We start from the raw sequence: 21,346 nt of genomic DNA, 5'->3' as shown, positions 1-21,346 counted from the left end.
TCAACTAATACGAATAAAGTCCAGATGAAAATCAATGAAAATCAGCGAGGCTGCTCTCAATTTAAATGCTAATACTTGCGGCGCAGATCTCAAAATAAAGTAATTAACTGCAATGCTACCAGGCAGCATAAAACAGATAAATGATTTTTTAGTGGAAATAAAATAATAGTTTTCACCTGGTCACGCTTGTTTATAAATCGCTGTAAATCCTGACGTCAGCGAAATTTTTATCGCGCCCATAACGATTACTGAAACCATAAACGCTGCCACCCAGTATCCCGGATAAAAAAATCCCATACCACGCTACAGCACAGATCATCGTCACACCTTTTTTTCCTTCCGCCGCAATGCCATGATGACTGCTTCATAACCTCCGTTCACCACCACCCGCCACCGGGCATAAAAACAGGGAGCACCCCATCATGGAAAGTAAAAATCTGACAGATATTGCTGAGGTATTTCCTCAGTTAGCGATCGATCTCAAATATGCCACCGCCGATAACCTGACCGGCCAGCCGATTTACAAAGACCCGCGCTGTCTGCTGCACGTTGATGCGGCTAAAGCACTGGCAAAAAGCTTCGAAATTGCAAACGTTGCGGGCTATACGCTGCTGATCCTCGACGCATACCGGCCACCCGAAGCGCAGGCAATTCTGTGGAGTGCCTGCCCGAATCAGGACTATGTCGCACCGCTGACGCGCGGATCAAACCACAGCCGCGGCACGGCGGTAGACGTTACGCTGATAGACGAGCGTGGCGAAATCGTGGATATGGGTACCGGCTTCGATGAGATGAGTGAGCACTCCCATCCTTATCATCCTGATGTGGCGGTTCAGGCGCAGCGCAACCGGCTGATGCTCAATGCCATCATGCTGGGCGGCGGCTTTACCGGCATCGCAACCGAATGGTGGCATTTTGAATTGCCTGGTTCCGAAAGTTACCTGCTGATAGACGGCGTATTCGGCTGTTATTCCGCACCGCTGGCTGAAAATATCAGTCTGTGACGGTTTCCGGCGGGCGGAATCAGGGCAGTCAATGTCCAGGTCTGTTATCGCCAGGTCGTTTAAGCATGGTGAAATATAAAGCAGTAATAGATAAAGAATGGGCAGGGCAGGACGCAGGAGTTACTTAACAGAATAAATTAAATAAGCCGTGGCGGGCGCCACGGCTAATTTTTTATGCAGACTGCCACTCACTTTCAACATCCGCTTTGGCTTTAGAAAGGATGACTTTATTATCATCAACTTCTTTCACCCAGCTGAATGGAATAATGTGGTGTTTGCCGCCCGCTTCAGGATCGCTTTTCGCCAGCTTAATTTTGTCGTCGCCTTCGAAGTGGTCGACAATACCGACATGTTCGCCATTCACATCAACAACCTGCGCGTGATCTAAAATCTCTGATTTATCTACCATGGTGGCTTAATCCTTATATTTAATGAGTTCAGTTGCCCTCAGACAAAACAAGCCTGGTTGTTAAATGCTGTTTTCGCCAGGGGATTAACAAAATGAAATAGTTCAGTGAGCTGGACCTGGTCGTTGTTATTTATTGCCGGCAGGAGAATAAAGGGCATATAAGCGAAACCGCAAACAGAGCCGGAGTGTCTGCAGCCACGGGTCTGCTGACCTCACTGCCTGCCACATCGACACCATCAGATATGCCGCAATCGTCTGCCGCCCGTTCACCAATCAACGCTATGATAATCAGGTCAATCGCCACACCGCAGATCGGCCAGCACGCGGGCGATTTAACTTACCCAAAGGAGTGCCTATGACAACAGTCAGTTCCATTACCACTGAAGGTGGCGTCTGGATTAATCAGCCGCCGGTACACAGTCTGGATGGCGATACGCTGAGGTTCGAAACCGCGCTGAACAGCGATTTCTGGCAGCGTACCTGGTATGGCTTCGAACGGCACAGCGGCCATGCTTTTGGCTTCTTGGTGGAAAACGACTTTACCGTTCAGGTGCAGGTGAGGGCGGATTTCAGTCAGCTCTACGATCAGGCCGGGCTGTTTATTCAGGATAACGAAACGCACTGGGTTAAAGCGGGCATTGAGTTTAACGACGATCAGCCCGCCATTGGCAGCGTGGTGACGCGCGAGTTTTCCGACTGGTCTACCGGTGTGTTTCCCGGCGATGCGCGCCAGTTCTGGCTGCGCGCCACGCTTGAAAACGCAGCCTTAAGAATTCAGTACTCCACCGACGGCGTGAGCTGGCCGCTGTTACGGCTCTGCCCGTGGCCCGGTCAGGCACGGCGGTTTGTCGGAGTGATGGGCTGCTCGCCTGAACGTGAAGGGCTGGCGATGAGTTTTACGGACTTCGCTATTACTCCACCGCTCGGCAAAGCACTGCACGATCTCTCCTGAACCAGGCGGCGCATTGCATATCGTCGCAGAATCGGCTTAATTGTCAGGTCAGAATTTGCGGTGACGCGTCGCCCGTGCAAAACGACGCCTTTACAGGGAAAGCTATGCGTTGCGCCACCTCGTTTATCCCGCTGCTGGTCATCAGTTGCTGCGCCGGATGGGCACAGCAGGCCACTGCCGATACCGTCTGGCTGAATAATGGCGATCGGCTGACCGGCACGATTCGTTATCTCAGCGACGGCAAGCTGGCGATAGAGACACACTACGCCGGTACCGTCACGCTGGACTGGAGTGCGGTCAGTACGCTCGCCAGCGAGAATCCGGTGAATGTCGAAAACAAAAAGACCGGCGAACATTATCAGGTGCGGCTCTCCTCATCCGATCCCGGCTATGTCTGGGTGGAACGCAACGAGCAGGAGCAGCAGGTCTCGCTGCGACGCATTGATGAGTTTATGAAAGCCAAAGTCCGCAGCGATCAGCTCGCCTGGACCGGCAACATCGATGCGGGCGTGAAGGTCAAAAAAGCCTCGACCAAAACTGACGACTACAGCTTCGCGCTTAACACGAAACTGAACCAGGGAAAATGGCGTCACGATATCGGCGCGACCTACAATCGCGAGCAGGAAAACAAGGACATCAATACCGATAACTACAGCCTGCGCTACGCCTTTGACTATCTGGTCAGAGAGCAGTTCTTCTGGCAGACCCGTGCCACCTACAAGCGCGACTGGGTGGAGAATCTGTCACGTCAGGCGCTGATCGGCACCGGGCCTGGTTATCAGTTGTGGGACACCGAACTCAGCGCGTTCTCACTCTCGGTGCTGGGCGGTGCCTTTGAGTATGGCTACAGCGATGACCGGGAAGAGCGGCACTTTGGCGGCTCGCTGCGCTGGAACTATCAGCGCTATCTGCTGGGCAAGTCGGTCACGCTTTACAGCAATGGCGATGTCGGCCATTCGCTGGATGATGACGGCGTATTTATGCTGGATGCCGAAGTCGGCCTGCGCTACAGCCTGACTTCGTGGTCAACGCTGCACGTTGGCTATCACCGTAATCTGGTCAGCGGCATACCGGATACCCTGAACGAAGGCATTTTCTCTACCGGATTGGGGCTGAAGTGGTAAGCCGCTGATCGAACAGCGTCGCAGCAAATCCTTACGGTTTTTATCCGGTTACAGGCGCGGGATTGGCTAAGCTGCATGTATTGTCACAACGGGAAAGCAGAAGATGATCGTAAGCAGCAGGGTGTATCGTCCGGGATGCGCGGGCGAAGAGGTCGAAGTCGATGATATCAGTGAAGTGATCAAAGAGCCGGAGGCGTTTATCTGGCTCGGATTGTGGCAGCCAGACGCTGAGTTTATGGCGAAGATTAAAGAGGAGTTCGGCCTTCATGAACTGGCGGTTGAGGATGCACTCAATGCCCATCAGCGACCTAAAATCGAACACTATGGCGAATCGCTGTTTATCGTAGTGAAAACGGTGTGCGCTAAGGATGACAGCTGCGAACTGGGCGAAACGCATCTTTTTGTCGGAAAAAACTTCCTGATCAGCATCCGTCACGGCGCCTCTGAAAGCTACACCCCGGTGCGGCAGCGGGCGGCTGAAAACCCGGCGCTGCTGAAGTTTGGCCCCGCTTATCCGCTCTACTGCCTGCTCGATTTTATTGTTGATCGCTATGCTGAGCTCTCTACCTCGCTGAATGAACGGGTCGGACAGATGGAGAACGATCTCTTCACCAGTGAATTTGATCGCAAGTCGGTGCAGTCGGTCTACACCGTGCGGCGTCATCTGCTGAAACTGCGCAATGCGGCGCTGCCCGTGGAGGAGATCTGCAATCAGCTGATCCATCTGCATGAAGATCTGATCCCGCGTCCGCTGCGCGCCTACATCCGCGACGTGCAGGATCACGCCCGCCATGTCGTCACCGACGCGGAAGATATGCGCGAAATGCTGACCAGCGCCATGCAGGTCAATCTGGCGCTGGTGACGGTGCAGCAGAATGAAGTGGTGAAAAAGCTGGCAGGCTGGGGTGCGATCCTGGTGATCCCGACCGTAGTCTTCAGTATGTATGGCATGAACTTCGAGCATATGCCGGAGCTGAAGTCGCTGTATGGCTATCCGCTGGCGGTTGGGCTGACCCTGCTGGCCTGCGGCGGGCTGTGGGCCAAACTACGTCGCTCCGGCTGGCTGTAAACGGCAGGATGCGGTGCCAGATTGTCCCGCTGAAAAGGTCACGACCCGCCAGATAGTGAACCGATACTGTCTGGCTATGCTTAACGCAGCGTGCAGTTTTTGTTCCTGAGCCAACAGTGTGTGAGGTCACGGTGAAAAAAGAGGATAGCAGCGGTCAGGCAGTACCGATTCAGGAAAACCTCCGCTGGGTACGCCGTGAATGGCTGATTCAGCGTATCGGTGAATACGTCCTGATTGCGCTGGTGATTCTGGGTGCGTGCGGACTCTTTTCCAAAGGCGTGCTGAGTAACGGCAGCGCCCGCTCGCCGGACGGGACCATCCAGGTGGAGTATGAACGGTTTGGCCGGGTTGAGAGCAATATGGATATGCGCATTCGCTACAACGCACCGGTAACCGATCGCTTTACCGTTACGATTGGCGGTGGCGCCCTGGATAACCTGCAAATCCAGACGCTGCAGCCTCAACCGCTGGAGGCGGTGACGATTGGCAGCGATCTGCGGCTGACCTTTTCGGCCCGCAACACCGGACCGGATCACGCGATCTGGCTTGGCCTGCAGCCGCGCAATGCGGGCCGCATTCACGTCACTATTCACGGTGACGGCCATGCTCCGGCCCGTTTTACCCAATGGATTTATCCCTGACAGAGGCGCTTTATGGAAACGGTATTACGTGCCGCAGCGATCTACCTGGTGCTGATGGTCGTGTTTAAAATTGCCGGCAGACGCACTCTGTTGCAGATGACCTCTTTCGATCTGATTCTGCTGTTGATCATCAGTGAAGCAACTCAGCAGGCGCTGCTGGGCGACGATTTTTCGGTGACCGGCGCGGCGCTGACTATTATCACGCTGGTCACGATTGATATCGTGCTGGGCAAACTGAAAAGCCGCTTTCCGGTGGTAGAGCAGGTGATCGATGGTGGCCCGGTGATCCTGGTCGAGAATGGTAATCTGCTGACTGACCGCATGAAGATGACCGGCATCAGTCCTGATGATGTGCTGGAAGCGGCGCGCTCCGGGCAGGGTCTGGAGCGATTTGATCAGATTAAATATGCGGTGCTGGAGGTTAACGGGCATATCTCGATTATTCCCCGAGCCGATAAAGAGTCCTGAGGGGCGTTCGCCCTGACAGGAGAGCGCCCGTGCCGGAGCCGCGCAGGTTACACACGCCTGAGATATCCTCATCCCCTTGCTGCAGCAGGCCCTGGATGCATTACAGATCCTCATTGCGTCACGCTGCGCTTGTTATGCCGCTTCCCTTGTAATCCTGTCGATTTCGTTCAGACTGAGTATTCCACTCATGCTTTATCATCAGAGCTGGCCTGACTATCAATCAGCGTTATGCTTTTACAGTCAGGATTAAATGAATGAATTTACGCGATTTACCTTCTACCCGGTTACCGGCTGGCATATTGGTCCCCTGAATACCCATCAGGCACTGGTAGTGAAATTCGGTTATATCGATCCCAATGCCCCGCGTGAAAAGGGCCCGCAGGAGACCCTGTTTCTGGGTCTGACCCTCGAAATGGCGAAAAAGCTGGTCGCCAATCTTTCCGAACACATCGACTACGCTGAAAAAAAGAGCACCCAGCACTAGTTTCTCACCGCGATCGGTTACCACGCCCACCGTCGGGCTATTTTGCTGCGCTGTCGCCCGGTGCATAAACCCGCAGTGCACTGGCGATCAGGCGAAAATGCGCGGGTGTCTGACCGATAATCTCACCATCTGCATTGATGTAATGGGGACGGCGCGTCTCAATCGTCAGCTCCGTGGCGCTGAATGCCCGCACGTTACGCCAGCGACCGTGAGTGCCGCGCCGCAGAAAGGGCAGCAGCGCAATGAGCTGCCAGCTATGCTGCAGCTCCAGACTGTAGACATCCAGTAACCCATCGTCCGGTGCGGCACGCTGTTCCACTGTCATGCCGCCCCCATAAAACCGTCCATTGCCCACCGACACCTGAACCGTTTTGATCGGCGTCCGATGGCCCTGATGCACCAGCGTAGCGCTGAAGGGACGGCTCTGCCGCAGCACCCGCAAAGCCGCCAGGGCATAACCGCCCACTCCCCAGCGTTTTTTCGATTCCGCCGTGAGGTTGCGCGCCAGTTCCACCGAAAAGCCGATGCTGGAGACGTTCAGAAACAGGTGCTGATTCACCTCACCCAGGTCCACTGCGCGCAGCTGCCCGTCAGCGATAATCTTTATCGCGGACTCCAGGCTGGCAGGAATGCCCAGCGTGCGGGCAAAATCGTTGGCGGTGCCCAGCGGTAAAATGCCCAGCGGCAGGCCGGTCTGCATCAGTCCTGGCGCGGCCGCATTAAGCGTGCCGTCGCCACCGCCGACGATCACCGCATCAACGCGATGGGCATACGCCGCGATTAATTCGCTGTAGCTGCGGGTATCATCTCCGGCCGGTTGCAGCAGGGTGAACCCGGCCTGAGCCAGCAGCGACTGTGCGCGGCTGGCCTCGGCGCGTCCTTTGCGCGAGCGCTGATTAATCAGCAGCAGGGCAGTTTTCTCCTGTTGAGACATACTTTTGCGTTATCCCGATGTCAAAATGGCTGTAACGAGACGGCAAGTACAGCACTGGCCTGACCGGTGAACAACCCTGCTTGCGCTACTTTACGTAACCTGTTGAGTGCCATAAGCGGCGATAAAGATCGTCTACACTGCTAAGGGTCAGATCCACACTGAGGAGTTGCGATGACAGAACACGAATTCAGAAAATTGTTAGCCGAACAGGGTTTTGACGAGCCTCTGTTGATTGAGCGTGCAGCCGCCGCCCAGCTTGATAATCATGTACATCCCTTTGAAGCACTGGCACTGATTCTGAGTGGTGACATCACCATCAGTACCGAACAAGGCGATACCACCTATCATCCCGGTGAGACATTTCATCTGCAGCCAAATGAACTCCATCGTGAGGCGTTCGGGTCGCAGGGCGTACGCTATCTGGCGGGACGTAAATATGAGTGACTGGCAATCAGCATGAAGGTTTCTGACGATCTTTTTACCCGGCTGTCACGCTCGCCGTTCCGCCAGCGCTTTCGTCTGGGACGCGCGGAATATGATTATGCGAGCAGCAAAGGCGAGCCGGTATTGCGCCAGCACGCCGCTGAGTTTGTGGCACAGCGGCTGGCGCCTGCGCAGCCTGAAAATGATGGCAAGCAGACGCCGATGCGCGGCCACCCGGTGTTTATCGCTCAGCACGCCACCGCAACCTGCTGTCGTGGCTGTCTGAGTAAGTGGCACAATATCGGACAGCACCAGCCGCTGAGCGCTGAGCAGCAGGCCTATATAGTGACGGTGTTGCTGCAGTGGATCACTCATCAGATGCAGCAGCCTGCACCGCCTGCTCGCGTCAGCCGAAGCCAGCCGAAACCGGATGATGATCCGCAACTCGCACTTTGGTAATGGACGAAAAAGCTACAACCGGCGGCTTTTTCTGGTGAAAACTGGCCCTTTTTCATTCCTGGTTTATTCTTAAATCTTTCCTGGGAACACTATGCCAGGATTAAAACCTACACGGCAACGATTCATACAGAGGGAATTATGAAGAAATCAATTATTGCACTGTCTGCTATTTTGCTGGCCTCGCCGGTATTTGCTGCTACCACCACAGACAACACCGTTGCGGAAGCGCATAAAGGCGCCGATACCGCGAAGGAAAAACTGCATCAGACCCAGAACGAAGGCAAAGAGCTGAAGCTGAAGTCTGAGCACGCCGCTGAAGGCAAAAGCGATACCACCGGCAGTAAAATCACCGAAGGTACGCAGAAAGGCTGGCACAAAACCAAAGAAGGCACTGAGAAAGGCTGGGATAAAACCAAGCAGGGTGCTGAAGATCTGAAAAACAAAGCGACTAACTAATTCGCGGCTGTTCTCAGGTTAAAAAAAGAACCCACCGAAAGGTGGGTTTTTTTATGGGTGATAAAGCCGACGCGTAATGCCCCTGGCAGCAACGCATAAGCTCAACGCGCAGGGAACACGGTCAGAAGAGGAAAGCGTCCCGCGCCTGGGACAAAAACGCCGGGAGCGTTTTTGAACAACGCAAAGCGTTAGCCCGTTTACGGGCGCACCTCAGGGATGAGGTGCGTAATCGCGCGGGCCGAGCATGCCATGGATGGCGGGTTTTGCGCCTTTCCGATCTGACCGTGTTTCCTGAGCAGGCCTCGCTCTCACTGCGATACTAACCTGGGTTTGCCTGACGCGGATTACGCTTTCTTTTCCGCTGTTTCTTTCTCCGAGGCGGCTAACGCCGCGACTTTCCTTTCCGTCTCTGCCGCCGCATCGGCGGAGGCCGCCGCCGCTTCAGCCGCAGCCTCTGCCGCGGTATCGGACTGTTTCTTACCTTCTTCGATAAACTCTTCGTCGATGGCTTCGATGTTTTCGCGGTTATCGCGTCCGGAGAGCAGGTTCCAGCAGGCGATAAACAAGGCGGCAATCACCGGACCGATAACAAAACCGTTGATGCCGTAGATTTCCATGCCGCCCAGCGTGGCGATCAGAATCAGATAGTCAGGCATTTTGGTGTCTTTGCCGACCAGCAGCGGACGCAGGATGTTATCAACCAGTCCGACAATCACCACGAAGAAGCCCACCAGGAACAGCCCTTTCCACAGTGCACCGGTGGCGAAGAAGAAGATCGCCGCAGGCACCCAGATAATGGCGGAACCGACTGCCGGAATAAGGGAGAGGAAGGCCATCAGCGCGCCCCACAGCAGGCTGCCGTCTATACCGGTAAACCAGAATGCCAGCCCACCGAGAATACCCTGAACAATACCGACCACCACCGTGCCTTTCACCGTCGCGCGCGCCACGGCCGCAAACTTCACCATCAGGTGATGCTTCACGTAGGTTGAGAGCGGCAGCGCTTCCAGGATCAGATGCACCAGATAGGAGCCATCTTTCAGCAGGAAGAACAGCAGATAAAGCATCACGCCAAAGCCGACGGTGAAGCTGAACGTCCCTTTACCGATGATAAAGGCGCTGCCTGCCACATACTGACCGCCCTTAAGGGCAAACGAGGAGAGCTTCTGCTGAATCTGTTCGGCGTTATCCAGGTTATTTTCAGCCAGATAATGTTTTGCCCAGCGCGGCAGATGCTGCAACAGATCGGCGAAGACCGCCGGGAACTGCGCCGAGTTGGTCTGAAGTTTGTGATAGACCGCATTGGTTTCGACCACCAGCGATGAGGCGATAATGGCCAGCGGCGTGAACACAATCAGACAGATACAGAGCAGGGTAATCAACGCGGCCAGGCCATTGCGTTCGCCCATTCGGACCCGCAGATACGTTTTCAGCGGATGGAAAATCACCGCCAGAATCGCCGCCCATAAAATCGGCGAGAAATAGGGCGAAAGCACCTCGAAAAAACCGAGGGTGGCAATAGCCAGAATCAAAATGAAAAACCCGATGTTCAATCCTTTAAAACGCATGGAAAAACCTCATCTCGAACAACTCTGATAAACCCGACGCGCGAATTTTCTGTGTCTGGCTTTGCTTATGCGGCTGCCTCGTCACTGATTATCGGTCAGGCTTTGCTTTTTAAACGCTGCTGATGACAGCATCATGCTGGCTAACTCTTTGAAAGGTCTGGCAGAAGTGATGAACGGGCAATGTGCGTTCGCTGCGTGACTTCCTATAGGTAACACGCTGCAACTGACAGCAGCGCGCTGAATCCTACATTAGCGTAGCGGTTTCGACCATTATTGGTAGGTCAGAGACTCATGATCCCGGGGGATGCTGCCGATAACAGTATTAACTGGATAAAAAACAGGCAATGAAAAATGAGTAAACAGAGCGTCTTAATCGTGCTGCTGACGCTGGTATTAACCGGCTGCGCCACCAAGCAGTATCCGCAGGCGTCCGCGGTCACCCCGGAAGAGACGGCGATGCTGAATTGCAGCGCGCTGGATCAGGAGCTGGTGAAAGCGCACAGCGTGCAGAGTGATATTGAGCAGACCGGCCAGTTCGATGCACTGACCGTGCTGGGCTTTGTCGGGGATTTCGGGCTGGGCAATGGCATTGCGAAATACAATGCCAGCCAGAAGGCGGAGCGGCGACTGACGCAGTTGCAGTCGCTGAAAGCCGCGAAGTGCAGCCAGCGGCTTTCGTAGCGACTGCGCCGGGTCAGCCGAGCGTCCGTTCGCTGACATGCTGCAGCCGGACATTTTCGGCGGCGCGTTTACCGGCAAGGAAGGCGTGATCCGAGTTGTAATATTCCCACTCGCTGTAGCGGCCTGACAGATGAATGTCCTGGGTCAGCAGCCACTGGCGGATCAGCGCCACGTTAGCGCTGCGCGCATGGTCATAGACCACGTAGGCGTAGGGCATATCGACCTCTGAGGCACAGAGCAGCGGATCGTCCGCGGTGATCATGCCAACTCTGATGCAATCCTGACGGCAGCGCTCAATCAGCGCATCCCCCGCCAGCGGCAGCGGATTGGCCGCGTTATAGGTTATTTCGCAGGTTAAGCCGAAACCGCCCGGCGGGTTGCAGTGCGGACTCGCATTGCCCTGCACAAAGATGCGGTGAAACAGCGTATCGCCAGGATAGTAAATCCAGTGCTTTTCGGTCAGGTCGGCGCGGCCAATCCCCAGATTAACGCAGCGCACCGAGACAAACTGCAGCTGCTGCGCCGCCCGTTGCACACTCTCCGGCACTTCATCGCCCATCAGTTTAATCAGCTCCGGCAGCGGCATGGTGCTGATTAATTGTTCATAACGGTAGTGGCGGCCATCCGCCAGCAGCGCGACGTGCGCCTGCGGGTAGAGGCGGGTCAGGGTAGCGTCCGTTTCCAGCGTACATTTCAGGTGCGGCAAAAAGCCGGACATCAGCGCCTGGAAGCCACCGCGCAGCGGATAGCCGAAACGGGCGTTGGGGCCAACCGGTTTCGCCAGCGGTTGCAGCGCGCCATCAATGATCTGCGCCAGATCGGGCAGCGGTACGCGTCCGCCCAGCCATGAAGTTTCCATGTCGGTCAGCGGCACCTTCCACAGTTTCTGGTTGTAGGGCAGGGCAAAGTGACGCGCGATGCCTTTGCCCCAGGTGCGCATAATGAAGTGCTGGAAATCCTCTTCGCCTTCCACCACGCCTGTGCTGCTGCCCTCATCGGGGATCGCGCCATCTGCGCAGCAGTCCCGCCGTGCCCGCGCCCGATCCAGTGGCACAGCGGCGGCGGCCGTTTCGCCATAACGCGCCTCGATAGCGCCCAGCACGCACTCTTTTACCACCTCGACCGGCAAGCCGTGCAGCGCGGACTGGAAGGGATAGCGGGTATAAACGCCGTCGCTGTAGACCCAGGCTTCACGCGCCTGCCAGTGCAGGTTGTCGCCCAGCAACATCTCATACAGCTGCAAGACGTAGGGATCCTGCGAGAACATAATGTGACCGGCATAGTCGAAGGTAAAACCCTGATCGTCAATCGAGCGGCACCAGCCGCCAGGCGTGGCATTTTTCTCCAGCAATACTGCGCCTTCGCCATAGTGATAACCGGCGCTCAGCCCGGTTGGCCCGGCTCCGATAATCAGGCAGGGCACGGCTTCACTCTCCAGCATCAATGGGGTTAACGGCGTGATATTCGCCTGCGCGCTGCCCTGGCTGGCCGACCTTAGTGCGGGCTGACGCTGCGTCAGCGCCTGCTGGATGAGTCCATGAATCTGTTCAGCGGTGCGATCCCATGAGGTGGCATCGACCTTTGCCTGCATCCGTCCCGCCAGCGCCAGCCGTTCTGCGGCACCAATCGCCATTGCCTGTTCACAGGCGGCAATAAATTCCGCGTGGCTCTCTGCCACCGCGACTTCCTCTGCGTAATGCCGCGCTACGTCAATAATCGCGGTACTGACAATCGGCAGCTGCGCCGCCATATACTCCAGCACCTTAGTCGGTGAGATGTAGCGCGTCGAGGCATTGATGGCAAACGGCATCAGACAGACATCCCAGCCTGCCAGAAACTGCGGCAGCGCCTGATAGGGCTGCTGTCCGAGCCAGTGAATATTGTCGCGCTGCGGCAGGCTGGCGGGATCAATTTTTACCACCGGGCCGACCATAATGATCTGCCACTCGGGGTGGCTGTCCGCCAGCGCCGCAATCAGCGGCAGGTCTATGCGCTCATCCAGCACGCCGTAATAGCCAAGACGCTGTGCCGGAATCGCATCCTGCATCGGATGTCGATTGCTGCGATCGCGCGCCTGCTCAAAATGAATAGCATCGACGCTGCTGGGAAAGCAGTAAACCTGAGGATGTTTGTCACGCTTCGCTTCATAGAGGCTGGTGCCGCCGGTAAAGACCAGATCGGCGCGGGTCATCAGCGCGGATTCGCGCTGCTGCAGCTGGCGCGGTGCATTCTGAAAAGCGGAAAGCTCATCCATGCAGTCGTAAATCACCAGTGACGGATTAAAAGGGGTCAGCAACGGCAGCGCCATCGGCGTATAGAACCAGATCAGCGGCTGTTCATCTTCCTCCAGCAGCGGCGTCAGCAACAGCAGCAGCGGGGCGATCTGGCTGTCGTGGAAACCAGGCGCGTCGCTGTCGGTATGCGGCTGGATCACCGTGATGTTAGCGGCAGGCGAGCTCTGATGCAGGCCCTGTGGCCCCGCCTGCCAGACCGGCTCTTCGATAAACAGCACGCGATAGTGCTGTGCCAGTCTTGTCAGTAGCTGCTGCGGACGCTGAAAAACAAATCCCCAGCGTAAATGGCTGAAAACAATGAGAACAGGTGGTTTCATAGGGTGCTCCTGACAGGGGTGTTTTGAGGAGTGGATGTGCTGCAAAAAGCGCTGCGCCTGACGTAATGCGTCGGCATAAGGCTGCTGTAGCTGGCGGGCATAGGGATCGGCCCCCAGCAGATCGAGATCCCACAAACCGCTGCGGGTCCAGAAAGTCGTCTCCTCCCATAAGGGACGATCGAGGATCGGATAGAGGCAGATGCCGTGCAGCTCAACGCCTGCCAGTTGCGCCTGCGCAACCTGCGCGGCGATCTCAAGGATCCAGCTTCCGCGTCCGCTGCCGACGTGGCTGGTTTCCGCCAGCAGCAGTGGCCGCTGATAACGCTGCCAGACCTGCTGCAGCATCCGATGCAGCGGCAGGCGTCGGCTGTCGCCCAGATGCCAGTAAAGCCGCCGGTTTGATCCCTGCTCCCACTGATTGTCGTGGTAGTAATTCACGCCAATCAGATCGAGATAGCGTGGGGCGCCGCCCAGTTCCGGGTTGCGCCTGCCGCTCAGCATGTCCCATGCCTGATACTGGGTGTCACACATCTCACGTGCCAGCACGTCGCTGGCCGGATCGGCGGGATCGGGCACGATATGGATCAGTGGATCACAGTGCAGCAGACGGGCTCGCGGATCGGCCAGCCAGATGGCATCACAGGCTGCCAGCGTAGCGCGCACCAGCTGCTGCTTGGCGGCATCCGCCCGATCCGCTTCAGGGATCGCCTCACAGGTGAACAGCCCTACCGAGATACCCCAGCTGACAAAGGAGATCTCATTCATCGGAGAGTAGACCGGCGCCTGCTGATACCAGGGGGCCAGGAAGCGGGCCAGTGCGCCACAGAAGGCGGCGAAACGGCTGACAAAGTCGTGGTCAAACAGGCTGACGCCAGCGGGCCAGCCGTAGTGGCAGATTGTCCAGCTCAGCTGAATGCCCTGCTGCTCTGCGGCCTGCATCCGGGCCGCGACCGTCGAGAAGTCATAGCGGCCATCGTGCTCACATAACCGCCAGCCGACGCTTTCGCGCACTGTGCGAATGGAAAAGGGGGCCAGCGCGGCATAATCCTCTGCTGCACGCGCCTGATGCTGGTTAAGATCGTTCATCGACAGCGCAAGGCCGGCAGGGTTGATATGATCGGCACCTTCGTAGCCGGCCTGCCAGAAACTGGAAAAGGGCGTCATGGCATCTCCCGAAAAAAAGCAACACGCTTCCCGCTGACGAGCCGTCGTGAAACGGGTCAGGGCGTCAGGGTATGCATTGCAGACTGATCGATCTGACCACTCTGAACGGACGGGCGATCCATGCCATAAGCCACAGACACTGAGTTGCAGGCATCAGGGCCTGTCGCGGTGTGGACGAGTGAGATAGCAGGTATAGGCCAGTGACGCTATCGGCAGAAAAAGGCTGGCTTCTCTGGATGTTGAAAGGATTTGCGGAAGCCTTACTGGAAAGTATAGGCAGTAAGGTTTGGTTCGCAATTTATTGAAGTAAAAGAAAAAAGCGCAGCGGTAAAAATTATCCAGCCAGAAACAGGAAGTTTTAGCATGCGGTTTTGCGAACGGCCCGATAAGCGTAGCGTGAATAGTGTCAGCGCCATTTTCAGCTTTGTTAACCTTTTCCTCAACATGCAGAGAGGTCAGACTCGCCCACTTTCGCGTTACAGCTTCGCTTGCCTTTTGGCGGGCTGGCGACAAGATTTACTTATCACTGGCCTGAATCTGCGGGTTATCAACGGGTGATGCGACGATGCGCGCCCCCTAAAACAGGATGTTTTACAGACTATGTTCTCATTCGACTGGCACCGTTTCTTACTTAACGATCAACCGGCCACCTTTTTGTTTGAGGTGGTGGTACGGGTCATGATCGCTTATCTGGTGGTGTTCACCTTTCTGAAAGTCTCAGGACGACGCGGCGTGCGCCAGCTGTCGCTGTTCGAGCTGGTGGTGATCCTGACGCTGGGTTCCGCGTCCGGTGATGTGACATTTTACGATGATGTGCCGGTGCTGCCGGTCATTATGGTGTTTGTAGTCCTGCTGGCGCTCTACCGCTTCACGACCTGGCTGACGGCGCACAGCCCGCGCTTTTCACGGCTTATTCAGGGCGACGTGATTACCCTGATTAAAGAGGGATTGTATGTGCTGGAGAGTCTGGATCGGCTGAATATTTCTGAAGATGAGTTTTATATGGAGTTACGGCAGAGTGGTGTGGAGCATCTGGGGCAAATCCGGCTGGCGCTGGTGGAGGTCGATGGTCAGCTCAGCCTCTATTTCTACGATGACGATGAGATGCGCGCCGGGTTAAGCGTACTGCCCCCAGAGCACCGGCAGGATTACAGCACTGTGCCGGTCAGCGCGCTCTATGCCTGCACCCATTGCGGCCAGACGCAGATCATTGAGGCTGAGCAGCAGGCTGTCTGCCCGCGCTGTCAGCGACAGCGCTGGTCCGCGGCACTGACCGTGCGTCGGCTGCATTAACGAGATCAGCAAATCGGGCTAAACAGCAGTTAAACCCGTCGCAGCTTGTTCCCGCTTACCACATAACTTTGCCTGTTACTGACAGAAAATGAAAACCTTTCGGGCAGCATAGCGGCACCGTTACCAAAGAGGTGTGCGTATGAAAGTGAGGCTGCCCAGTGCATTACTGTTTTTGCTGTTATCGTTTGGCGCGTTTTCACAACAGGTGATCAGCGAAAGTCATCCCCATTCACGCAGTGCGCGATGGCTGGAGCAGGGCAGTCAGGTTGATACGGCGGATTCGCCGGATGAACATCTGCTGGAGAGGCGGGAGTGGCGAAGCAGCCTGCAACGCAAGCCGTTCTGAGATGAGCTCCCCGGCGGAGAATAGCCGGGGAGCCAGGGGTTAAGCGTTTCAGACCCGTTGTGAAATTATATTGTGGCCTGTGTCGCTGCCATGCCAGGCACCAGAATCACCTTGCGGCACTCCTCTTCGCGTTTGGCGAAAATATCGTAGCCACGCGCAGCATCTTCCAGCGGCAGATGGTGGGTCACAATCTCTTCCGGCGTCAGATGACCCTGTTCGATCAGCTTCAGCAGGTCGGGCAGATAAGCGTGTACGTGGGTCTGTCCCATCTTAAAGGTCAGCCCTTTGTCAAAGGCGTCACCAAACAGGAAGCCGTGAATGAATCCGGCATAGACGCCCGGCACGCTGACGATACCGCCACGTCGCACTGCGGCAATACACTGACGCAACGCTTTACCGCTGCTGCCTTCCAGTTTGAGATTGGTGAGCACGGTTTCGGTCATGCTGCCTTTTGCCTCGAATCCTACTGCATCAATCACCGCATCCACACCGCGATTGCCGGTGCTGTGTTCGATAATCCAGCCGGCCGGGTCATCGATCTCATCAAAGTTAATCGGGATAACACCGTAGCGCTCGCGGGCAAAGTTTAAGCGGTAGTTGTTGTGGTCGATCATGTAGATCTGTTCGGCACCCTGCTGTCGGGCGCAGGCGGCACTGAGCAGGCCAACCGGTCCGGCACCGAAAATCGCCAGGCTGGAGCCAGGTTTCACCTCGGCGTTTTTCACCGCCTGCCACGCGGTGGGCAGAATGTCTGACAGGAACAGCACTTTCTCATCCGACAGTACCGACGGCACTTTAAACGGGCCGGTATTGGCTTTTGGCACCCGGACATATTCCGCCTGTCCACCGGGCACACCGCCATAGAGTTTGCTGAAACCAAACAGGGCTGCGGGCGGCGTGATGTTTTTCCGGTTCAGGATGGCACCCCGTCCGCTGTTGGTATTTTCACAGGCAGCATACTGGCTCATCAGGCAGAAAAAACAGTCGCCACAGGCGATAACAAACGGGATCACCACCCGATCGCCTTTGGCCACGGCGGTCACTGCGCTGCCTGCTTCAACCACTTCGCCCATAAACTCATGACCAAAGATATCTCCGTGCCCGGTACCGGGGATTTTGCCGCGGTAAAGGTGCAGGTCTGAACCGCAAATAGCGGTGGCGGTCACACGCAGAATAATGTCATCTGCGGCTTCCAGACCGGGATCGGGCACGTTATCGACGCTGACTTTATGGGGGCCGTGATAAGTTAATGCTTTCATCTGTTCATCTCCTGATGATTAGGGGACGGCGGCCAGGCCAGAAGGCGTGGCCACGCACGGGAAAGACTCAGGAAACCTGAAATCGAAACCTGCCTGAAGTGTAGTAATCCTTTAAGGAGTAAGCAGAGCGGTGCAGCAGGCTGGTCAGTTTCAGCCGGGCTGACAGGGCGGCTGAACCTGCGTTGTGGCGACCGTTACGGCTCGGGTGTCGGGTTGCCAGAGAGCGAGGTCGGCAAACGCACGACGATAAACCGTGTCGATTTGTGCCGGAACCTGTTCGATGTAGTGCCAGGCATGCTCACGCGTTTCACCGGTGAGCTGCTGCAGATAGTGCCGCGCGTCGTCCAGCGTCGGGATCTGGCCTTCAACACCCGCCATGCGGGCAGGCAGACCGGTCCAGATCAGACCTTCTATGCCTTTGGTCTTAGCCCACTCTGCCAGTGGTCCCGCTGAGGTCGCTGTCACCGTCATCATCCCGATGCCATCGATACGGCTGTCCGGAATGGCTTCACGGAGGCGCAATGCGCGGCAGGCGCTCTCAAGTGAGGCGGTATTCAGCCAGGCCCAGTACACCGGCACCGGGCTGGCGTTAAGGCAGATCGCGGTCGACAGCTCGCCGCCGTCAGCGATGCGCACAAACTCAATCGGTAGCTCAGGACCATCATGATGCCACTGACTGGCCACCGGCAGTGCGCCAGCTTTCCAGATTAACGATCCCCATCCGAGGCAGGCAATTTTCATTCTCTTCTCCAGTGCACCTGTCGGCGTGATCGCGACAGAATCTGTTTAAGCGTAGCCCGTTGCGCTGAACCGTTACAGGGATCACCTTTTTAGGGGCGGTAAAACCGCCACAAAGATGGCATGATCGCCGCGCAGTCACTTTGCACAACCTGACGGTTTTTTCAGCAATCCATGCGTGTTTATCTGCACGGCTTGAACTTTTATCGTCAGGTAGTGTAAAAAGTGGCGCACGCAATCGATTACCTATGCACGGGCGGGTCAGCATCACGTTGACTGATCCGGTTGCAGCTGAGGCGCAGAGTGGGGCGGACATTTGCCTGCCTGACGGCTCAGGTTACTGGCGGCTTTTAAAACGGAAGATCTGATGAAAACCACGCAAACTGGCACGCTGGGCGCGCTTGAGAGTGACGTCGATACGGGATGGCGTAAAACCGACACCATGTGGATGCTGGGTTTATACGGCACGGCGATTGGGGCGGGTGTGCTGTTCCTGCCTATCAATGCTGGCGTCGGCGGGCTGATCCCGCTGATCATCATGGCGATACTGGCGTTTCCGCTGACCTTTTTTGCGCACCGCGCCCTGACCCGATTCGTTCTCTCCGGTAAAAATCCGACCGGGGATATCACCGAGGTGGTCGAGGAGCATTTTGGTGTTGGTGCGGGCAAGCTGATTACGCTGCTCTATTTCTTCGCTATCTACCCGATTCTGCTGATGTACAGCGTAGCGATCACCAACACGGTTGAGAGCCTGATGGTGAATCAGCTCGGCCTGGTGCCGCCACCGCGTGTGCTGCTGTCGCTGCTGCTGATTGTCGGACTGATGACCATTGTGCGTTTCGGCGAGAAGATGATTGTCAAAGCGATGAGCGTGCTGGTTTATCCCTTTGTGGCGGTGCTGATGCTGATGGCCTGCTATCTGATCCCGCACTGGCACGGCGCTGTGCTTTCGACCCTGAACGTTCAGCCCGCGGGCAGCAGCCTGTGGATGACGCTGTGGCTGGCGATTCCGGTGATGGTCTTCTCCTTTAATCACTCGCCGATTATCTCCTCATTCGCGCTGGCAAAGCGGGAAGAGTATGGCGATGCCGCAGAGAAAAAGTGTTCGCGCATTCTGGCCTGCTCGCACCTGATGATGGTGGTGACGGTGATGTTCTTTGTCTTCAGCTGCGTGCTGAGCCTGTCGCCTGAAGATTTACACGCCGCCAAGGCGCAGAACATCACCATTCTTTCCTATCTGGCGAACCATTTTAAGGTGCCGATGATCGCCTGGCTGGGACCGCTGATTGCCATTGTGGCGATCACGAAATCGTTTCTCGGTCACTATCTTGGTGCGCGCGAAGGATTTAACGGTATGGTTAATAAGGCGCTGCGCAGTCGCGGCAAAACCATCGCGCCCGCCAGACTGAATCGCCTGACCGGACTCTTTATGCTGCTGACGACCTGGCTGGTGGCAACGCTGGATCCCAATATTCTCGGCATGATTGAGACGCTTGGCGGGCCGGTCATTGCGATGATTCTGTTCCTGATGCCGATGTACGCTATCCAGAAGGTCCCCGCGATGCGGAAGTACAGCGGTCACATCAGCAATCTGTTTGTCGTGCTGATCGGACTGATTGCCATCTCCGCAATCTTCTATTCGCTGGTGAAGTAACACTTAGCGCAACAGGCGCATCTCAATCCCCCTGGGATGCGCCTGCCATTCTGCCCGCCCTTCGCCATTCTCTCCGTGCACCTCCACGTATTCAGCGATATCGCTCCCTGATTTAAGCCCGCTGCCGCGTTGTTAATGCCGCCTCTCAGACGCATCTGGTTAGCAATAGTTACATTTGGTACTTATCAGCATGGTAGAGTTAACGCGAATAATTATTATTCCCTAAAAGGACAGGAGAAAAATGAAAATCGGGATAGTTGCTGCCACCACACTTTTACTGTCAACCGCCTGTGCGGCTACCACCTATCCGGTCACGGTGACCGATATGGATGGTCAGAAAATTACGCTGCAAAAAGAGCCGCAGCATGTGATTTTACAGGATGGGCGTGACGTGATGGCGCTGGCATTACTGGATCGCCAGAACCCGTTTCAGCGTGTCGTTGCCTGGAACAACCTGCCGAAAAAGCAGGATACCCAGACCTGGGACCTGCTGAAGCAGCGCTGGCCGCAGGCGGCATCGATTGTTGATATGGGCTTTAACGATCAGGGGCAGGTCAATCTGGAGAGCGTGCTGGCGAAGCAGCCCGATCTGATGATTGCGCAGCTGCGCGCCAAACCGGCCCTGACGCAGTCAGGCGTGCTTGCTACCCTGAAAAATCTCCATATCCCGGTGCTGTTCCTTGATGTTGAACTTCATCCGAAAGAGAACACCCTGAAGAGCGTGAAAGTGCTGGGCACCGTTCTGAATCGTGAAGCCGAGGCGAAAGCTTACGCCGATTTTTACCAGCAGCGCTGGCAGATGCTTCAGCAGAAGATTGCGCAGGTGCCCCACAAGCCAACCGTGTTTATTGAACCGATTGCCGGTAACAGCGACAACTGCTGCTTTACCCACGGTCATAACGGCTGGGGCGCGCTGGTGGAAGCGGTCGGTGGCAAGAATATCGGTTCTGCACTGCTGCCCGGCAGCTCAGGATTTGTGTCGCTGGAGAAGATTATCGCCATGAAGCCGGACGCTTATATCATGACCGGCTCTAAACGCCCGAACAGTAACGTGCTGCCGTTTGGTTACGGTGCCAGTCAGACCGACGTGACCGCCACCTTTAACCGCCTGCAGAGCCGCACCGGTCTGGAGCAGATCGAACCGGTGAAACAGAAACGGGTGTATGGCGTTTATCACCATTTTTATAATCACCCTTACAACATTATCGGCATGGAAATTCTGGCAAAAGATCTCTATCCGGAAGTGTTCCGCGATCTGGACCCGACGGCTGATTACCACCACATCGTGACGCACTTTACCGGGTTACCGGATGCGCCAGTGATCCTCAGCACGCCATAACCGCAAAAATGTCAGGGTGCGTTTCAGCATCCTGACTTTTCACTGGCCATCATCCCGTCAACCAGAGCGTGATTTTCAGACAGCGCAGGTTGCCCGGTTAACCTCTGGATTGCGTCAGCAACGTTGTCATCGCATGTCCTGTGTTAAGAAAGCGATAAGCAAGCGTAATAGTGTGTAAGTTACCGGATTTTAAGACTTTTACAGATGTCTCCCGCCACAATTATTGCCATGATGCCGATCAACGGTGCCTGAACAGCCGTTATTTTCGGA

Annotated in this window: 21 protein-coding genes; 15 read left to right on the top strand and 6 right to left on the bottom strand. The window is 56.0% G+C overall.

From position 1 onward, the window contains the following. Window positions 1-422 precede the first annotated feature (422 nt). Window positions 423-1,004 carry a D-alanyl-D-alanine dipeptidase gene (ddpX, locus tag ACK13D_RS11255; RefSeq protein WP_418796363.1) on the top strand — a complete coding sequence of 194 codons (582 nt, stop codon included), beginning with the start codon at window positions 423-425 and terminating at the stop codon, window positions 1,002-1,004. 172 nt (window positions 1,005-1,176) lie between these two features. On the opposite strand, the gene ACK13D_RS11250 is transcribed toward ddpX, so the two are convergent. Further along, window positions 1,177-1,413 carry a DUF2171 domain-containing protein gene (locus ACK13D_RS11250; RefSeq protein WP_003854080.1) on the bottom strand — a complete coding sequence of 79 codons (237 nt, stop codon included), beginning with the start codon at window positions 1,411-1,413 and terminating at the stop codon, window positions 1,177-1,179. A gap of 355 nt (window positions 1,414-1,768) precedes the next feature. On the opposite strand from ACK13D_RS11250, the gene ACK13D_RS11245 reads away from it, so the two are divergent. The 6 genes from ACK13D_RS11245 (at window position 1,769) to ACK13D_RS11220 (ending at window position 6,151) form a co-directional block, all read left to right on the top strand. Beyond that, a complete protein-coding gene (locus ACK13D_RS11245) occupies window positions 1,769-2,365 on the top strand; it encodes a DUF1349 domain-containing protein (protein WP_418796361.1) in 597 nt (198 codons plus the stop codon). Between the two features lie 104 nt (window positions 2,366-2,469). Continuing rightward, a complete protein-coding gene (locus ACK13D_RS11240; RefSeq protein WP_031593247.1) occupies window positions 2,470-3,489 on the top strand; it encodes a DUF481 domain-containing protein in 1,020 nt (339 codons plus the stop codon). Window positions 3,490-3,592: 103 nt separating this feature from the next. Beyond that, the gene (locus tag ACK13D_RS11235; RefSeq protein WP_010259025.1) at window positions 3,593-4,558 is read left to right on the top strand and encodes a magnesium and cobalt transport protein CorA; all 966 of its coding nucleotides are present in this window, start codon (window positions 3,593-3,595) and stop codon (window positions 4,556-4,558) included. Window positions 4,559-4,689: 131 nt separating this feature from the next. After that, window positions 4,690-5,199, top strand: a complete 510-nt coding sequence (locus ACK13D_RS11230) for a hypothetical protein (RefSeq protein WP_223565618.1) — start codon at window positions 4,690-4,692, stop codon at window positions 5,197-5,199. Window positions 5,200-5,211: 12 nt separating this feature from the next. Further along, entirely contained in the window at window positions 5,212-5,667 is a 456-nt protein-coding gene (locus ACK13D_RS11225) for a DUF421 domain-containing protein (protein WP_010259023.1), read from the top strand. A 250-nt stretch (window positions 5,668-5,917) separates the two neighbouring features. After that, entirely contained in the window at window positions 5,918-6,151 is a 234-nt protein-coding gene (locus tag ACK13D_RS11220) for a hypothetical protein (protein WP_010259022.1), read from the top strand. Between the two features lie 37 nt (window positions 6,152-6,188). On the opposite strand, the gene ACK13D_RS11215 is transcribed toward ACK13D_RS11220, so the two are convergent. After that, on the bottom strand, window positions 6,189-7,085 hold the full coding sequence (locus ACK13D_RS11215; protein ID WP_010259020.1) for a lipid kinase: 897 nt from the start codon (window positions 7,083-7,085) through the stop codon (window positions 6,189-6,191). Window positions 7,086-7,256: 171 nt separating this feature from the next. On the opposite strand from ACK13D_RS11215, the gene ACK13D_RS11210 reads away from it, so the two are divergent. From ACK13D_RS11210 to ACK13D_RS11200, 3 genes are all read left to right on the top strand, one after another. Further along, a complete protein-coding gene (locus tag ACK13D_RS11210) occupies window positions 7,257-7,529 on the top strand; it encodes a cupin domain-containing protein (RefSeq protein ID WP_010259018.1) in 273 nt (90 codons plus the stop codon). Window positions 7,530-7,541: 12 nt separating this feature from the next. Next, on the top strand, window positions 7,542-7,967 hold the full coding sequence (locus ACK13D_RS11205) for a DUF4186 domain-containing protein (protein ID WP_033756851.1): 426 nt from the start codon (window positions 7,542-7,544) through the stop codon (window positions 7,965-7,967). A 138-nt stretch (window positions 7,968-8,105) separates the two neighbouring features. After that, a complete protein-coding gene (locus tag ACK13D_RS11200) occupies window positions 8,106-8,423 on the top strand; it encodes a hypothetical protein (protein ID WP_010259015.1) in 318 nt (105 codons plus the stop codon). 344 nt (window positions 8,424-8,767) lie between these two features. Here ACK13D_RS11200 and ACK13D_RS11195 read toward each other — a convergent pair whose 3' ends face one another. After that, on the bottom strand, window positions 8,768-9,991 hold the full coding sequence (locus ACK13D_RS11195) for an AI-2E family transporter (protein WP_010671259.1): 1,224 nt from the start codon (window positions 9,989-9,991) through the stop codon (window positions 8,768-8,770). A 351-nt stretch (window positions 9,992-10,342) separates the two neighbouring features. Between ACK13D_RS11195 and ACK13D_RS11190 the strand changes: the two genes are divergently transcribed. After that, the gene (locus tag ACK13D_RS11190; RefSeq protein ID WP_045140688.1) at window positions 10,343-10,672 is read left to right on the top strand and encodes a hypothetical protein; all 330 of its coding nucleotides are present in this window, start codon (window positions 10,343-10,345) and stop codon (window positions 10,670-10,672) included. 13 nt (window positions 10,673-10,685) lie between these two features. Here the strand turns inward: ACK13D_RS11190 and ACK13D_RS11185 are convergent, their stop codons facing one another. Next, window positions 10,686-14,447, bottom strand: a complete 3,762-nt coding sequence (locus ACK13D_RS11185; protein ID WP_418796356.1) for an NAD(P)-binding protein — start codon at window positions 14,445-14,447, stop codon at window positions 10,686-10,688. Window positions 14,448-15,047: 600 nt separating this feature from the next. On the opposite strand from ACK13D_RS11185, the gene ACK13D_RS11180 reads away from it, so the two are divergent. Next, window positions 15,048-15,740 carry a DUF421 domain-containing protein gene (locus ACK13D_RS11180; RefSeq protein WP_010259010.1) on the top strand — a complete coding sequence of 231 codons (693 nt, stop codon included), beginning with the start codon at window positions 15,048-15,050 and terminating at the stop codon, window positions 15,738-15,740. 139 nt (window positions 15,741-15,879) lie between these two features. Then, window positions 15,880-16,086, top strand: a complete 207-nt coding sequence (locus ACK13D_RS11175; RefSeq protein WP_061901678.1) for a hypothetical protein — start codon at window positions 15,880-15,882, stop codon at window positions 16,084-16,086. Between the two features lie 65 nt (window positions 16,087-16,151). On the opposite strand, the gene ACK13D_RS11170 is transcribed toward ACK13D_RS11175, so the two are convergent. Both ACK13D_RS11170 and ACK13D_RS11165 read right to left on the bottom strand, forming a co-directional pair. Further along, window positions 16,152-17,345 (bottom strand): zinc-dependent alcohol dehydrogenase, encoded by a 1,194-nt coding sequence (locus ACK13D_RS11170; RefSeq protein WP_010259005.1) that lies wholly within the window; start codon window positions 17,343-17,345, stop codon window positions 16,152-16,154. A gap of 150 nt (window positions 17,346-17,495) precedes the next feature. Continuing rightward, on the bottom strand, window positions 17,496-18,086 hold the full coding sequence (locus tag ACK13D_RS11165) for a hypothetical protein (protein ID WP_033771112.1): 591 nt from the start codon (window positions 18,084-18,086) through the stop codon (window positions 17,496-17,498). 364 nt (window positions 18,087-18,450) lie between these two features. Here ACK13D_RS11165 and ACK13D_RS11160 point away from each other — a divergent pair, with 364 nt between their 5' ends. Together ACK13D_RS11160 and ACK13D_RS11155 are read left to right on the top strand one after the other, a co-directional pair. Then, on the top strand, window positions 18,451-19,737 hold the full coding sequence (locus tag ACK13D_RS11160) for an HAAAP family serine/threonine permease (RefSeq protein WP_010259001.1): 1,287 nt from the start codon (window positions 18,451-18,453) through the stop codon (window positions 19,735-19,737). 241 nt (window positions 19,738-19,978) lie between these two features. Further along, window positions 19,979-21,076, top strand: a complete 1,098-nt coding sequence (locus tag ACK13D_RS11155; protein ID WP_418796353.1) for an ABC transporter substrate-binding protein — start codon at window positions 19,979-19,981, stop codon at window positions 21,074-21,076. Window positions 21,077-21,346 lie beyond the last annotated feature (270 nt).

It is taken from the genome of Pantoea sp. K16 (assembly GCF_048452805.1).
Classification (GTDB): Bacteria; Pseudomonadota; Gammaproteobacteria; order Enterobacterales; family Enterobacteriaceae; genus Pantoea; species Pantoea agglomerans.
The sequence above is the reverse complement of the archived record's forward strand: the minus strand, read 5'-3'. Positions and strand labels throughout refer to the sequence as shown.